Source organism: Flavihumibacter stibioxidans (genome assembly GCF_014332695.1).
Lineage (GTDB): Bacteria > Bacteroidota > Bacteroidia > Chitinophagales > Chitinophagaceae > Flavihumibacter > Flavihumibacter stibioxidans.
This window is the reverse complement of record NZ_MBUA01000001.1, coordinates 1,076,184-1,092,085: the sequence shown is the minus strand read 5'-3', so window position 1 is coordinate 1,092,085 and position 15,902 is coordinate 1,076,184. Positions and strand designations below refer to the sequence as shown.

Sequence of the window (15,902 nt, the reverse complement as noted above, 5' to 3'; positions counted from 1 at the left end):
TTTCTATAGTGTTTTCAGGTATTCGATCACGGCATTTCTTTCTGCTACAGAAAGCTTGTCGCCAAAATAATGTCCCTGGTTGCCGTAGCCTTTAAGAGTGGTATTGTAAATGGTATTACCGCCTGCACTGTCATGAGTGGTATAATTCCATCCAAGTTTTTCATAATTGTACACCGGGCTGGCAAAATCCCTGGACCAGTATCTGGGTCTTGATTTACTGTTCAGAAGGGCTTCCAGGGTCGGTACTGATCCGTTGTGCAGGTAAGGGGAAGTGGACCAGATGCCATCAAGGGGTGGTGCTATGTAACCGTTGTATGGCACCAGTTTCGCGGGATGGTCGCCCTGCGCAAACCAACTGTTGTTGAACCAGTTTATGAACTGCGGGTTTTGGTAGTTGCTGCTGAATAAAGCGGTATCGGTCCTGATGATAGCGGCAGGCACCAGCAGGTTGGGATATTTTTCATCATCACCATAGCTTCCATGGCATTTTGCGCAATTGTCAATAAAGATATTCCTGCCTTGCCCGGCCAGCGAATTATTGATATGTTTCGGATATGCCGGTGGTTTCAGGGTGTAGATATAGGCCAGCACGTCGTTGATCTTTTTGTCTACGGCGGCAGCTTCGCTGGTGTCTGTAACTGTCAGCAGGTTGGATGCCATCAGGAATCGGCCGAAGTCGCCGCGACCAAATCCATTGTAAAACATCGCGTTCTTTTTCTTCAGCAGCCACCATGCCGGCACGTCGCTTGGAATCACTTCTGTTGGGATGGCCATCCGGGGAGTGTCGGTCCATTTCAGGGTGATGGGATCGCGGTGCGCAACCAGAACTGCGGCCAGGCGGTCGGCAGCATTCACGCCCCTGACTTCGGTTTTCAGGTAGGGCCCGATGGTGCCGGTAACCTGGATAAAGTTTTTGGAAGCTTCATATTTTGAAGGGGAGCTGGCTTTCAGCATAGTTGCCAGTATTTTCATGCTGTTGCTGTTTACCTGCTGTCCGGAACTGAAATCCATGAAACTGTTTCCCATTCCTATAATCAGGGAGTCATTGAAAACCTGGGAATGGCATTGCATGCAATTCGGGGCCACCAGGTTTTCGCCATTGGAAGCCTTCACGACTGTATACTCATGGCTGACAGTTCCGTTAAGTCCGGATCTTTTGAGGTAGTTGTTCTTTTCTTTCCCTTTTCCCAGCAGGTAAAAATCATAGGGGATACCGCCTTTCACATAGTCGCCGTTTACCAGGTAATCAAACCCTTTTGCAGGATCACCGCTGCGCTGTGCTGACGGAGGGATGGGCACAGGTTTTTCCGGGTCGGCGGCTACAGTTGCCGTACTCAGGATATTTACCCCAGCGATGGCTGTCAACAGGAAGGAGAATATAAACCGGTAAGATTTTTCCATACGTGAAATTACCGGAATTTTTAGGTGTCTGACATGTGGTGTCTGACATCTTTGATTACTGTGGGCGGTAAACACAGATGTCAGACACCACATGTCAGACACTACATGTCAGACACCTGCTAAGGGGGATTAATGGAATTGGGCGGTTTCGGTGCTGTCTTTCATGGCCACGGTCGAAGATTGCCCCTGTTGCACGGTGTTCTGGATGTAATCAAAATATCCTGTACCTACAAAACTCTGGTGTTTCACGGCACGGAAACCGTGTTCCTGGAGGGAAAATTCGCGCTGCTGCAATTGGGAAAAGCCAGCCATACCTTGCTCGCGGTAAGATTTCGACAATTCGAACATGGAGGTATTCAGTGCATGGAAGCCTGCCAGGGTGATGAATTGGAATTTGAAACCCAGGGCCGCCAGTTCTTCGCGGAAGCATTCCATTTCTTTTTCGCTGAGATGCTTCGACCAGTTAAAGGATGGGGAGCAATTGTAGGCCAGCATTTTACCCGGATAAACTGCATGAACTCCCCGGGCAAATTCCCTGGCCAGGGAAAGGTCGGGGTGCGAGGTTTCCATCCAGATCAGGTCGGCATAGGGAGCGTAGGCAATCGCCCTGGCTATGCAGGACTCCACTCCATTACGTGTATAGTAATATCCTTCTGTGCTGCGTTCCCCTGTTAAGAATTGCTGGTCTACCGGATCAATATCAGAGGTGATCAGGTTGGCAGCTTCTGCATCAGTGCGGGCGATGATGAGTGTTGGTACGTTCATGACATCCGCCGCCAGCCTGGCAGCGATCAGTTTGTTCACTGCTTCCTGCGTCGGAACCAATACTTTACCACCCAGGTGTCCGCATTTTTTGGCGCTGGACAACTGGTCTTCGAAATGAACACCGGCTGCCCCTGCTTCGATCATGGCCCGCATGAGTTCATAGGCGTTCAGGTTACCGCCAAAACCGGCTTCAGCATCCGCAATGATGGGTGCCATCCAGTCCTTGTCATTGTCGCCATTAACAGAATCGATCTGTTCGCAACGCAGCAAGGCGTTGTTGATGCGTTTTACCACCTCGGGTACGGCATTCACCGGGTATAAAGACTGATCGGGGTACATGGTGCCTGATGTATTGGCATCGGCTGCAACCTGCCATCCGCTAAGGTAGATGGCTTCCAGTCCGGCTGCCACTTCCTGGATGGCCTGGTTGCCGGTTAGTGCTCCCAGTGCCGCCACATAGGATTGGGATTTCAGTTTTTCCCACAGTTTTACGGCACCATTGCGGGCGAGTGAATATTCGATATTCACTTTTGACCTGAGGCGAATAACATCTTCGGCTGTATATGGCCGTTTGATACCATCCCAACGGGGATTGTTTTGCCAGTCGATGCTGAGCTGGAAGGAGTTGATTTGCATTGTGTGTTTTTTTAGAAATGAAGTAAGAATATTGATGTTAGAGTCAGGCGGGATTACAACATTGAATAGGCAGGGATTGTAAGGAATTCTTCAAACTGTGGCTGGGTAACCAGGCGGTTAAACAGCGCGATCGCCTGGGTGAATTTTCCAGTGCAGTAAGTTTCACTGCCTACCAAATCCCGGATTTTCACAATCTCCTCATCGCGGAATGTTTCATATAGGTCCTGGTTGACAGTTCGACCATCGTTAAGTCTGGCCTGGCAGCGGATCCATTGCCATAGCTGGCTGCGCGAGATCTCTGCAGTGGCGGCATCTTCCATCAGGTTGTAAATGGCCGCGGCTCCGTTCCCCCTGAGCCAGCTCTCGAGATATAGAATGCCCACATTTATATTTGTTCGCATACCCTCCTCCGTTATGGTTCCCCCAGGTACTTCGAGCAGCATGTTTGCCGTGCAGGAAAAATCTTTCTGTTTGGCGGAGTTCACCTGGTTGGCACCGGGCATATGCTGGTTGAACACATCCATGGCAATGGGTACCAGGGCGGGGTGTGCCACCCAGGTGCCGTCGTGACCATCGGTGACTTCGCGAAGTTTATCGTTCATCACTTTTTCCATGGCTTTTTCGTTGGCTTCGGGATTGCTCCTGATGGGTATCTGGGCAGCCATGCCGCCAATAGCGTGTGCGCCCCGGAGATGACAGGTCTGGATTACCAGATGCGAGTAAGCGCGCATGAAAGGAACTGTCATGGTTACCTGCGAACGGTCCGGAAAAACTGTCCCTTCCTGCTGGCGGAATTTTTTGATAAAGGAAAATATATAATCCCACCTGCCGCAATTGAGGCCGGCACTGTGATCGCGCAACTCCCAAAGGATCTCATTCAGCTGAAAGGAAGCCAGAATGGTTTCTACGAGTACTGTTGCCTTGATGCTGCCATAGGGAACGCCACAATAATTCTGAGAAAATACAAAGACGTCATCCCACAGACGGGCCTCGCGGTAATGTTCCAGTTTGGGCAGGTAGAAGTAGGGACCTGAACCATGCTGGAGCAGGTATTGCGCATTATGAAAAAAGTAGAGGCCGAAATCAACCAGGCTACCGCTCATGGGCTCATCATCTACAAGGATGTTTTTTTCTTCCAGGTGCCAGCCGCGGGGGCGGACAAAAAGGGTAGCGGTTGTTTCATTCAGCTGATAGGTTTTTCCGTTCTCCGGGTTTTCATAACGGATATTTTTCCGGATGGCATCAAAGAGGTTTAGCTGCCCCCCGATGGTATTTTGCCAGTTTGGGGTGTTGCTGTCTTCGAAATCCGCCATGAATACATTGGCGCCGGAGTTCAATGCATTGATGATCATTTTCCTGTCAACCGGCCCGGTGATTTCAACCCGGCGGTCGAGGAGGTCTGCCGGGACCGGGGCGATTGTCCAGTCGCTGTTCCGGATAATGGCCGTTTCTTTCATGAAATCAGGTTTCCAGCCATGGTTGATCTTTTCCTGGATCCCGGCACGCTCGACCAGCAGTGATTTCCTCTTGGCATTGAAGCGACGATGAAGGTCGGCGAGGAATTGGAGTGCTTCAGCCGAAAGCATAAACTGGTGGGCCTCCTCAAAGGGAGCCCTGATTGTCATGCCTGCCGGAGCCATGTACCGGGAGGCAGTCTGGGGGTGAGCGATTTCAAACATGGTTACTAATTTTTCTCTAAAATAAGAAATAATTACAAATAGCGAAAATTTCGCAAAAGAAATTATTTTCGAAATTTAATGGGATTTCCTACTTTGGTGGCATGATCACTGAAAACGAAAGCGTCAGGCTGATTTTTGGCCTTAAAGTGAAGAGTCTTCGGCAGGGGCGTGGCTTGTCCTACCACCAGTTGTCTGAAAAAACCGGTTTATCCCTTTCCTACCTGCATGATATCGAAACAGGGAAAAAATACCCTAAAGCAGACAAGATACTGGCCCTGGGAAAGGCCCTGGGAGCCGATTACGATTACCTGGTTTCCCTCCATGCGTCTAAAAAACTGCAGCCGATAATAGACCTGATCAATTCCGATTTCATCAATGCAATTCCCTGGGAGCATTTCGGACTGACACCTGCTGCATTGCTCGATCTTTTCACCAATACACCGGATAAGGTGACGGCTTTCATCAGTACACTGCTCAAAATTTCACGCAGTTATCAACTGTCGAAGGAAGGATTTTACAATGCGGCCTTGCGCTCCTACCAGGATCTGCAGGATAATTATTTTGAGGAAATAGAAGAGGCCGCGAATAGTTACCGGTTACAAAATGGTATCAGTGATGGCGTTTCACCGGATGTTGAAACGCTGTGCCGGCTGCTGGAAGAAAAGGGCATATCCGTGAACCGCAGGAAAATGGGCGGGATAGAATCACTTCAAACGGTAAGGTCCTATTATTCCAGTCAGCAGAAAGTACTCTTTCTGAATAAAGGATTAAGTACTGCCCAGGAAAAATTTCTCCTGGCGCGTGAACTGGCATTCCAGTTCCTGGGTTTTACAGAGCGCCCCTTTACAACCATGATTATCCTGTCTGCTTCGTTTGAGATGCTGCTGAATAATTTCAAGGCTTCCTATTTTGCCTCTGCATTACTGATGCCGGAAGAGTTATTCGTTCAGGATGTCAAACAAATTGTGATGCAGACCAAATGGCAGGATAAATCCTGGCTGGATATCTGTTCCCGTTACGATGTTACTCCCGAGATGATGATGCAGCGACTTACCAACATCTTGCCTAAGCATTTTGGTATCGATCATCTTTTTTTTCTCCGACTTTCCGGCGATACTATTACGGATGAATATGAGATCACCAAGGAATTGCATCTTTCCCAGTTGCACAATCCATATGCGAATGCGATGAATGAACATTATTGCCGGCGCTGGGTGGCCATCAATTCAATGCGGCATGCACAGGAACTGCAGGCTAAAAAGAAATACCGGCACCCGGTTGTGGAAGCACAGGTTTCGCAATACTGGAATACGCAGAACCGCTATCTCTGCATCTCAATTGCAAAACCGAAATCAAAGGGGAGTGATGAAATGGTGAGTGTTACAATCGGCCTGATGATAGAGCAACAACTATTAAAGACCATGCCGCTTGTAAATGATCCTGACATTCCGGTCCGGGTGGTCCATACCACCTGCGAACGCTGCGGAATCACGGATTGTCTGGAAAGGGCGGCTGAACCCATTGAGATCAGGAAGCAACAGCAGCAGGAGTCGCTGTTGAAAGGCATCGATCAACTGGAAGGCGGGGATGTAAAATTCAGGGGGTAGTGTCTGGGCGTATTAGGCGTTTGGAAGGATCATAACACTGTAGATACGCTTCCATTTACCTTTTTTATGATATACATTTTCTTGTTCTCAAAGTAATCGAGTTGTTGCTGCTGCTTATTCAGCAATACCGGTTGTATATCGAAATCTGTAAAGACCCTGTACTTTTTTTCTCCCAGTCCCGACGCAATATTACTGCCCTGTTCCGCCAGCAGTTTTCCAAACCTGTAAATGGTTTCATAGCCCCGGAAAACCATATCGCTCGGACGAGAATACAAATAATCCCTGAAATGAATATTAATGGATTCACTCAGTGAATCGGTACGGATCGGGTTGAATGGGGTGGAGTAAAATATTTCCAGGTCCCTGTATTCAGGTCGATCAAAATCTCGGATACCATCCCAGGTAGGCATCCCCATCACACGCACAGGATAGGTCTTATTCAACGCCGCCAGGTGAGTGGAAAGATTGCGTGCAAACTGTTCATCCAGGCTTCCTGCAACGGCCATGGTTACACGATTGCTATCAAGGTAGGGTAACAGGTTTTCAGCCCCGAAACCTGATGGCAGTGTCACATATTTCAACTTAAGCGGAGTGGCTGTGGTGGATTTCTCCACATCTGTCAGGTAGGCTTTCAGCCTGTCTTCCTGTACCCCTGCTTTTCGGAAAACAATAATGGGGGAGGTGCTGTAATTTTTTTGCAGGAATTTATACATCCCTTCGCAATGGGTCGCCAGCGTGCTGTTCAGGATTACCATAAACGGATTATTGGTCACCCCCGCATCATTAGGCAGATTCACGTTTATAAATGGTACCTGCTTTTTACCTGCAAAATCAGCTACCTGGCGGATCTCATTATTGGCTACATGGGCAACCAGGAGGTTGGCCTGCTGAACTGCCGGCAGCTTTAAAATTTCTCCGATATTACGTGTAGACCTCGTGTCAATGACGTGTATATCAAGGGCTATATTTTCCTTTTTAAGGGAATCAATAGCCAGTTGCATACCCTCGTAAAATTCCAGGCCCGGTAATATATATCTTGGAAACTGTTTTCCGAATCGGTACTGCCCCCCTGCATCGAATGCCGAATCCAGGTACAACGGCAGCAATACGGCAATTACCGGTTTTGTCTTTACAGGCCTGACAGCATTGTACTGTACGATACTGTCCTGGGCTACCAGTGGTGTTCCGATCTGCAACAGGAAAAAAGCCGCAAGAAAAAAAAGCCTGATAAAGACACTCATTTTATAGGGTTTATTCAATTATTCCCATTCGATGGTAGCCGGCGGTTTGCTGCTGATATCGTACACCACACGGTTGATTCCCCGAACATTGTTGATGATATCACTCGAAATGTGTGCCAGAAAATCATATGGCAGGTGTGCCCAGTCGGCTGTCATCCCGTCAACAGAGGTTACAGCCCTTAACGCTACTGTATATTCGTAAGTACGCTCATCTCCCATCACCCCCACACTCTTTACGGGAAGCAGGATGGCGCCGGCCTGCCATACTGTTTTGTATAAGTTGTGTTCTTTCAGCCCTGAGATGTATCGATGGTCGGCTTCCTGCAACAGTTTAACTTTTTCTTCAGTGATTTCACCGAGTATCCTGATGGCAAGTCCCGGTCCGGGGAATGGATGCCTGTCGAGTAACTCATCCGGAATACCCAGTTCGCGCCCCACCCTGCGAACTTCATCCTTGAACAGGTAGCGAAGTGGTTCCACCAGCCCCATGTGCATTTTTTCGGGCAGGCCACCTACATTGTGGTGCGACTTGATGGTTACGGAAGGGCCATGCACGGAAATACTTTCAATTACATCGGGATAAATAGTACCCTGGCCGAGCATTTCAATGCCCGTGATTTTGGTAGCTTCTTCCTGGAATACCTCGATAAACAAACGGCCGATTACTTTACGCTTTTCTTCCGGATCAGTTTTGCCTGCCAGTTCCCCATAGAATTTCGATTTGGCATCAATTCCCTTCACGTTCAGGTGCAGGTTGTCTTTGTAGGTTTTCAACACCTGTTCAAACTCGCCTTTTCGTAGAACACCATTGTCCACAAAAATGCCGTATAAATTATCGCCAATAGCCTTATGGATAAGGGTTGCAGCCACTGTGCTGTCCACACCCCCGCTGAGTGCCATGATCACTTTTTTATTGCCGATCTGCTTTTTCAGTGCTTCCACCGTATCTGTAATAAAATGCGCAGGCGTCCAATCCTGTGCACAACCACAGATATCCACCAGGAAGTTGCGGATAAGTTTTTTTCCTTCGATGGAATGATATACTTCGGGGTGGAATTGGACAGCGTATAGGGTTTCCTGTGAGGATATCTTTTTAAAAGCAGCAACCGGAATGGATTCGGTAACAGCCAGTAGTTCAAATCCGGCAGGCAGTTCCTTGATGGAGTCGGCATGGCTCATCCAGACCTGCGAGTTTGCAGACATACCTTCAAACAGTACATCCTCCTTTGTCCGCTGAATATATGCCCGGCCATATTCGCGTTTGTTACTCTTTTCCACTTTGCCACCGAATTTTTTGGCAGTTAGCTGGGCCCCATAACATACTCCAAGTACCGGCACTTTCTGAATAAAGGCCTGGATGTCCACATCCGGCGCATTTTCATCGTTTACGGAAAACGGGGAGCCGGAAAGTATGATCCCTTTCAGTCCGGGTTCAAATTCGAATGACTTGTGGTAAGGGATGATTTCACAGTAAACGTTGGCTTCACGTACAGCCCTGGCAATCAATTGAGTGTATTGAGAGCCAAAATCGAGAATGAGTATCTTTTCTGTCATGGTGCGGCGAAGTTAAAACTTGTTTGTGGTTTGTTGTAGTGGCTGTAACTTTTTTGATGGGCGGGCGTCAAATTCCTTGAAATTTTACTTTTTTTGACAAAACAACAACACATGAAACCGGTTTTAATTCTGCTGACAATGCTTTCTTTATCCATAAGTTCCTGTTATTATGGGATGGGAAAGCGGGTAAAGGGCAATGGGAATGTCACTACCACTACCAAAACACCGGGCAGCTTTTCCGGGGTGGAACAGAAGGGTTCCTTTGATATTATACTGAAAACGGGTGCCTCCCATGAAGTTCAAATTGAAGCGGAGGACAACCTGGTTCCCCATATTGATACCTATGTTGATGGAAATACGCTGGTAATCCGTACCGAAGAGGGGTTCAGGCTGAAACCTACCCGCTCCATCAGAATTGTTGTCACTGCCCCTTCTTTCAAGAGTATCTGGTCATATGGCTCCGGTAATATCAGTGCCAATTCAATAATCTCGGATGGCGAAAAACTGGAATTGGGTACCAAGGGAAGTGGTGATATTACTTTGCAGATACAGGTGCCCGATGTAAAAGCGGTGTCCCATGGCAGCGGTAATATTGTCCTTTCAGGTGAAACACGTACAGTTGAACTGGAATCTGCCGGAAGCGGGGACCTGAAGGCTGTGGACCTTAAAGCCGAATCCGTTAGTATCGACATAAAAGGAAGTGGCAACGCCAGTGCATTCGCCAGCAAATCACTTGAAGTGGAAGTCAGGGGAAGCGGTGATGTAACCTATAAAGGCAATCCCTCCATCAAGACAGATATCAAGGGCAGCGGTAATATCCGTAAGATCGATTGATACTGATTTCGGTTACTCCCGGTTATCACTCATAGAATTTCTGTTCCTGCAATTCGCCTTTTCCATTATAAATGGCAAGGGAACGCAGTCTGCCGCTGGAATCATAGTAAGACCAGGTTTGGGTTCTGCGCCCATGCAGGTAAGCTCCTGATGCCCTCACGGTGCCATTGCTCAGCCATTCTTCCCAATGGCCTTCGCGCAAGCCGTTCCGGTAATAACCAGAATCCTTGGTGGCACCGTTGGGGTAATAATTTACATAAAGGCCATGATGCAGGCATTCATTAAAAGGTGCCCGGTAGGCATCATCACCAGCCATTTCATTGAACTGATTGGAGGCCACCAGGTCAGAATCTTCCTGAATGGGCGACAGATTCTCGGGTTTCTTTCCGTAAAGATCCGCGAATGACTGAACGGCCGCGGTGGCCTTACTGAGCTTACCGGGGTTGGTTTTGGCTTCCATGGCCAGTGGCGTGAAGATATGCCGTGGGTGACGCCTGGTCTCATCTTTTATCCTGGCCAGTTTGTCTGCACTGTAGGTCCTGATAAAACGCGGTTGCCCATTGCTGTACCATCCTTTCCATTCCCCATCCGGAATGCCTTTATGAAACCTTCCATTTTCCCGGGGTTGCCTGGATAAGTACCAGCTCTGGTAGTTTCCATGCGGGCGCTGGTTTTTGTAGCCGGCCGTATAAAGGGGATCATTATTTGCCGCAGGGCCCATCGATTTGATGGCTGGTTCCTTTACCTGGCCAGGTTCACTGGCAGAAACCGGATTGGTTTCTGAGCTTTCCCGAAAATTGGACTGGGCATATGTGTTCAGGGAGGCGGAACTGAATACCAGGACCATCCATCGGTTTAATACATGTTTCATGACATCAGGCAATTGCTGCAAAATTACGTAACAACAAGAGGGCTGATAGTTTTTAACTGTTAAATATCACGATAACTTTATTTCAGCACCCTGAACACCGGGTAACGGTTGTGGTCGGGCTCATACCAGGGTGAATTTTTAAATACAAAATCAAGCTGCTGTCCGGCACTTTTCGCGAAAACTGAATCGGTTGCAGCTTTTTCCGCCAGCCGTTTTTTCAGTTCGGGATTTTCGGCCAGGTATTTTTCCGCTGTATCTTCGAACACATAGGAACTGAAACCTTCCTTCTGGCCCAGAATTCCATCAAAGAAATTCCAGGTGAAATAAGAATCCATAGCCTCTGGTTCCAGCACTTCCACCAGGAAGCGGTTGGCCGCCTGGTTCATAGGGATCATTAAATCGCCCTTGCGGAAAGATTTGGTGATCATCTGTTTGCTGATTTTTACATTTCCATTGGGGTAATGCGATTCAAAGGACCTGGTCGAGGCTTTGTATTCTTCGATCCTGTAAGCTTCCACTTTGAGGGAGGTATCCCTCGCCAGGGGAATCATCTGTACTTTGTTGGCTTTGAGCAGGTCGATCACTTTCCACCATCCCTGGGGAATGATATAGGCAACAGGTTTCTCTACCGAATGTGCCGTGGAATAGTGGTTGTAGAATTTTACCGTTTTCTCAAATGGCTTGTTCCGGTCGTAATAGAGCCGGGGAAGGCCCGACACACCGCTGGGTTTTCTACCTGCCTCATATCCTTTGAACTGTAAGTCTGACCAGGTGCTGCGATCCTGCTTCCATTGAACCGGGAAGCTGGATGCGGTTTTCTGGGCAGCAAAGGCTTCCTTTCTGAGGGATTTGATGTCAGCGGCATTACTGCTGGCGAACTGTACAAAACATTCCATCAGCGCATAGGTCGCTGCAACCCGCTGCGGGTAAGGTTTTAGCATATGGGTTTCCGGTACAAAGGCAAAACTGTTCCAGAGGGTGGCATATCCACTGCTGTACCGCGGGCCATCCAGGAATTCGGGCCAGCCACTTTCCGGGGTGTCGCCGAAGGCATTTACATAGGGAACCAGGTCGTACCCCCGCTGTTTCATTAACTGGTAAAGTCCCGGTTCAAATTGCCTGTTCATGAACTGGCCCATTTTACCGCCCAGCTTATTGTGCTGAGAAGCAATAAGGGTCATGATGTGCTGGTAATCAGCACCATTGCTCACATGGTTATCAATGAAAATGTCGGGGTTCAGGTATTGGTAGAGTTCTGCGAAACTTCGGGCTTCCTTTGAGTCTGATTTGATGAAATCACGGTTCAGGTCAAGGTTCTGTGAGTTGCCCCGTGAGCCGAAAGCAGCCGGACCATCCTGATCTACCCGGTAATACTCACTCCGGTTAAGCGCGCCACCTATATTGTAAACCGGAATAAAGGCAAGGGCTATATTGGCAGGGATGGTTTTCTTCCCGCTTAGGATATCCCGAAGCCACATCATACTGGCGTCAATGCCGTCTGGTTCCCCGGGATGGATGCCATTGTTTACAAGGATAACTACTTTACCCTGCCGGTGCCAGGTGACGGGGTCAAATTTTCCATCTTTACTATACAAGGCAAGGTGGAGGGGGAATCCGGCATCTGAGGGGCCCATTGCCTGCAACTTAAGGTGGTCGGATCTTTTGTCGAGTTCCTGGTAGAAACGGATCACTTCCTGGTAGGTAGCTGTTTGCCTGCCATTTGTTTTTTCAAAAACGGTGGCGGGTAACTGTGCATTTATCAGCAGGGGGAAGGCCAGTACAGCCAAAAAAAGGGGTAAATAGCGCATATCATGAAAATAATAGCGGCAATATATGGCTAAATCAAGGCAGAACCATGGAGCGGAAGTCCTTTTGTAAGGTAGAAAATGCTGAAACTCAGGTGAGTGCAAACGAAAAAGGTCCAGCCGGATGACTGGACCCTAATATAGTAAGGTCAGATGTGTCGGATACAGGGACCAGATTACTGGGCTACGGCCAGGTTGTTGGCGCGCTTAGACAGCTTGCTCTTCAGGTTGGCTGCTTTATTCTTATGGATTACACCACGCTTGGCCAGCTTGTCGATCATAGAGATTACGTTGGGCATGCTCTCATCCACGGCTGTCTTGTCGTTCAAAGCCTTCAGATCACGAATCGCATTACGGGTTGTTTTACCGTAGTAGCGGTTTCTATCACGGCGCTTGGCAGCCTGACGCACATCTTTTTTGGTAGCCTTATGATTTGCCATTCTTCAAAATTTAGGACGGCAAAGGTATGATCCATTGCCGTAACAACAAAATAAAATTAAGATTTTTTGGGTAATACCTGCAGCAGGTTGTGGTCAGGGAGGTAAAGTTTGTGGCTGGCGGGATACAGAGCCGGGGAATTAACATCAAACTTCAAACGTCAAACATCAAACTAACTAAACTTTTCCCGATATTTGCCTACCCATTTTTTACCCATTAAGAGGGCTATCCATATGAAGGATTTTTCGTATATAACTAATTCGTCGCCAGCCTATATTGAATCTCTTTACCAGGATTTTGTGAGTGATCCGGCAAGTGTTGACCCCGAATACCGGAAGTTTTTTGAGGGATTTGATTTTGCACTGGAACAAGGCCTGGCGAACGGTCAGGCAACTGCTGTAGGCGGCGCAACCGGAGCGGTTCCTGCTGCTTTTCCCGATGATTTTGACATTGCCAAGGAAATTTCTGCGTACAGACTTATTCTCGGATACAGGAACAAAGGGCACCTGATTGCCAAAACCAATCCGATCAGGACCAGGAAGGACAGGGGGGCCAACCTGGATCTCGGATTCTTTGGATTTACAGAAGCCGATCTCGACCGTAAATTTTACGCGGGAAACAAACTGGGACTGGGCACCACTACCCTTCGCAATATCCTCGACTACCTCGGGCAGGCCTATGCGAATCATGTTGGTATTGAATTCAAATATATCAGCGACCAGCAAAAAGTAGATTTTCTGACCCATGCCATGGAAGTGGAATTCAACCAGCCTACCAGCATTGAGCAGAAACGACGTATTCTTGAGAAACTGAACCAGGGGGTCATCTTTGAGAAATTCCTCCATACCAAATATATTGGCCAGAAAAGGTTTTCCCTGGAAGGGGGCGAAACCACCATCGCCGCACTGGATGCCATCATCAATACAGCCGGTTCACTGGATGTGAAAGAAGTGGTATTCGGGATGGCGCACCGCGGCCGCCTGAACGTTCTGGCGAATATTCTTGGCAAAACATATGAGCATATCTTCAGCGAGTTTGAAGGTACCGCCGTGATGGACCAGACCATGGGCAGCGGGGATGTGAAATACCATATGGGCTATAGCAGTGAAGTGCAAACGCCGGAAGGGAAAACTGTTCACCTCAGGCTGGCTCCAAACCCATCGCACCTGGAAGCTGTTGACCCTGTGGTAGTGGGATTGGCCCGTGCCAAAGCCGACATTCTTTATGATAGTAACTACGATAAGATACTGCCGGTATTGATTCATGGAGATGCTTCGATTGCCGGTCAGGGAATTGTGTACGAAGTGCTGCAGATGAGCAAACTCGATGGGTATTACACCGGTGGAACCATCCATTTTGTGATCAATAACCAGATTGGGTTTACCACTGATTTTGATGATGCACGCAGCTCCGATTATTGTACTTCTCTTGCCGCTACTGTTCAGGCGCCGGTAATGCATGTGAACGGAGACGATGCGGAAGCCGTGGTTAAATGTGTAGAGATCGCCACCCGCTATCGCCAGAAGTTTAACTCGGACATATTTATTGACATGGTGTGTTATCGCCGCCACGGTCATAATGAAGGCGATGATCCCAAGTTCACGCAACCAGGATTGTATGCCCTGATTGAAAAACACCAGAATCCAAGGGAAGTGTATACACATTACCTGCTGGAAAATGGCAAACCTGCTGCTCGCGACCTGGCGCAGGAAATGGAAAAGAAATTCTGGGCCGACCTTCAGGAGCGGCTTGATGAAGTGAAACAGAACCCGCTTCCATATAAGTACCAGCAACCTGAGCTTGCCTGGAAAAGCCTGAGAAGGGCAGTGGAAACCGACTTTGACAAGAGCCCCGATTCCACTTCAATCAGTGAAGCTAGTTTTGAAAAACTGTTTGCCGATATCATGAAGTGGCCGGATGATTTCAAACCACTTAAAAAGGTGGAAAAGATAATCCAGGACAAGATCAAGTTGTACAGGGAAGAAGGCAAACTTGACTGGGCATCGGGCGAACTGATGGCATATGCCAGCCTTTTGCTCGAAGGACATGATGTGCGGATGAGTGGCCAGGACGTACGAAGGGGAACTTTCTCCCACCGTCATGCTGTGTTGAGGGATGAGGTTTCCGACAAACCTTATAATCGCTTGAGCAGGATTGAAGGCGCCAGCGGCCAGTTTCATATTTACAACTCTCTGCTGAGTGAATATGGTGTACTCGGATTTGAATATGGATACGCGTTTGCAAGTCCCAATTCCCTGGTGCTTTGGGAAGCACAATTCGGTGATTTCTGCAATGGTGCGCAGACAATGATTGACCAGTTCATCGCTGCAGGTGAACAGAAGTGGAACCGGATGAACGGAGTGGTAATGCTTCTGCCACATGGTTACGAAGGACAGGGTCCTGAACATAGTTCCGCAAGACTCGAACGCTTCCTTCAGATGTGTGCTGAAATGAACATGGTGGTGACCAATATCACTACCTCAGCTAACTTCTTCCATGCATTACGCAGGCAGATCAAGTGGCCATTCCGCAAACCCATGATCAATTTCTCTCCGAAAGCCAACCTGCGTCTGCCGGATTCTTATTCAACAAAGGCTGAATTTACCAGCGGATGTTTTAGGGAAGTGATTGATGATGCGATGATAACAAGTCCTGCAACTGTAAAGAAAGTATTGTTCTGCAGCGGTAAAGTATATTTTGACCTCCTTCATCGCCAGCAAAAGGATGGGGTAAACGATGTGGCTATCATCAGGGTGGAGCAACTTTATCCTTTACCCCAGAAACAACTGGATGCTTTGTATAAAAAATACAACAAAGCCACCTGGTTCTGGGTGCAGGAAGAACCGTTGAACATGGGGGCGGCCTCTTTCCTGAAGATGAACCTGGCTAATATCAATTTTGGCGTGATCAGTCGCCAGCCAAGTGCGTCTACAGCTACCGGTTATATGAAAATACATACACAGGAGCAGGCGGAAATTATTGAAACAGCTTTTAGTATTTAAGATTTTTCCGACAGTTGGGGGCATGAATCCGGAAAAGAAAACAAGCAAACCATTTACCCGCGTGGAATG

At 48.2% G+C, this 15,902-nt stretch carries 11 protein-coding genes; 3 read left to right on the top strand and 8 right to left on the bottom strand.

The window, feature by feature from the left end; all coding sequences use genetic code 11:
* Window positions 1-3 precede the first annotated feature (3 nt).
* From BC349_RS04605 to aceB, 3 genes are all read right to left on the bottom strand, one after another.
* Window positions 4-1,401 (bottom strand): c-type cytochrome, encoded by a 1,398-nt coding sequence (locus BC349_RS04605; protein ID WP_187255550.1) that lies wholly within the window; start codon window positions 1,399-1,401, stop codon window positions 4-6.
* Window positions 1,402-1,530: 129 nt separating this feature from the next.
* Window positions 1,531-2,802: an isocitrate lyase gene (aceA, locus tag BC349_RS04600; protein ID WP_187255549.1), complete on the bottom strand. Its 1,272-nt coding sequence runs from the start codon at window positions 2,800-2,802 to the stop codon at window positions 1,531-1,533.
* 53 nt (window positions 2,803-2,855) lie between these two features.
* Window positions 2,856-4,481, bottom strand: a complete 1,626-nt coding sequence (aceB, locus tag BC349_RS04595) for a malate synthase A (protein WP_222840067.1) — start codon at window positions 4,479-4,481, stop codon at window positions 2,856-2,858.
* A 101-nt stretch (window positions 4,482-4,582) separates the two neighbouring features.
* On the opposite strand from aceB, the gene BC349_RS04590 reads away from it, so the two are divergent.
* The gene (locus BC349_RS04590) at window positions 4,583-6,088 is read left to right on the top strand and encodes a helix-turn-helix domain-containing protein (protein WP_187255548.1); all 1,506 of its coding nucleotides are present in this window, start codon (window positions 4,583-4,585) and stop codon (window positions 6,086-6,088) included.
* Between the two features lie 29 nt (window positions 6,089-6,117).
* Here the strand turns inward: BC349_RS04590 and BC349_RS04585 are convergent, their stop codons facing one another.
* The gene (locus BC349_RS04585; protein WP_187255547.1) at window positions 6,118-7,329 is read right to left on the bottom strand and encodes a hypothetical protein; all 1,212 of its coding nucleotides are present in this window, start codon (window positions 7,327-7,329) and stop codon (window positions 6,118-6,120) included.
* Window positions 7,330-7,347: 18 nt separating this feature from the next.
* The gene (guaA, locus tag BC349_RS04580) at window positions 7,348-8,883 is read right to left on the bottom strand and encodes a glutamine-hydrolyzing GMP synthase (RefSeq protein ID WP_187255546.1); all 1,536 of its coding nucleotides are present in this window, start codon (window positions 8,881-8,883) and stop codon (window positions 7,348-7,350) included.
* Between the two features lie 111 nt (window positions 8,884-8,994).
* Here guaA and BC349_RS04575 point away from each other — a divergent pair, with 111 nt between their 5' ends.
* A complete protein-coding gene (locus BC349_RS04575; protein WP_187255545.1) occupies window positions 8,995-9,717 on the top strand; it encodes a head GIN domain-containing protein in 723 nt (240 codons plus the stop codon).
* Window positions 9,718-9,742: 25 nt separating this feature from the next.
* Here the strand turns inward: BC349_RS04575 and BC349_RS04570 are convergent, their stop codons facing one another.
* From BC349_RS04570 to rpsT, 3 genes are all read right to left on the bottom strand, one after another.
* Window positions 9,743-10,588, bottom strand: a complete 846-nt coding sequence (locus BC349_RS04570; protein WP_187255544.1) for a toxin-antitoxin system YwqK family antitoxin — start codon at window positions 10,586-10,588, stop codon at window positions 9,743-9,745.
* 77 nt (window positions 10,589-10,665) lie between these two features.
* Window positions 10,666-12,396, bottom strand: coding sequence for a M14 family metallopeptidase (locus BC349_RS04565; RefSeq protein WP_187255543.1), 1,731 nt, complete (start codon window positions 12,394-12,396; stop codon window positions 10,666-10,668).
* A gap of 173 nt (window positions 12,397-12,569) precedes the next feature.
* Window positions 12,570-12,833, bottom strand: a complete 264-nt coding sequence (gene rpsT / locus BC349_RS04560; RefSeq protein ID WP_187255542.1) for a 30S ribosomal protein S20 — start codon at window positions 12,831-12,833, stop codon at window positions 12,570-12,572.
* A 192-nt stretch (window positions 12,834-13,025) separates the two neighbouring features.
* Here rpsT and BC349_RS04555 point away from each other — a divergent pair, with 192 nt between their 5' ends.
* Window positions 13,026-15,833: a 2-oxoglutarate dehydrogenase E1 component gene (locus BC349_RS04555; protein ID WP_343063628.1), complete on the top strand. Its 2,808-nt coding sequence runs from the start codon at window positions 13,026-13,028 to the stop codon at window positions 15,831-15,833.
* Window positions 15,834-15,902: the final 69 nt, after the last annotated feature.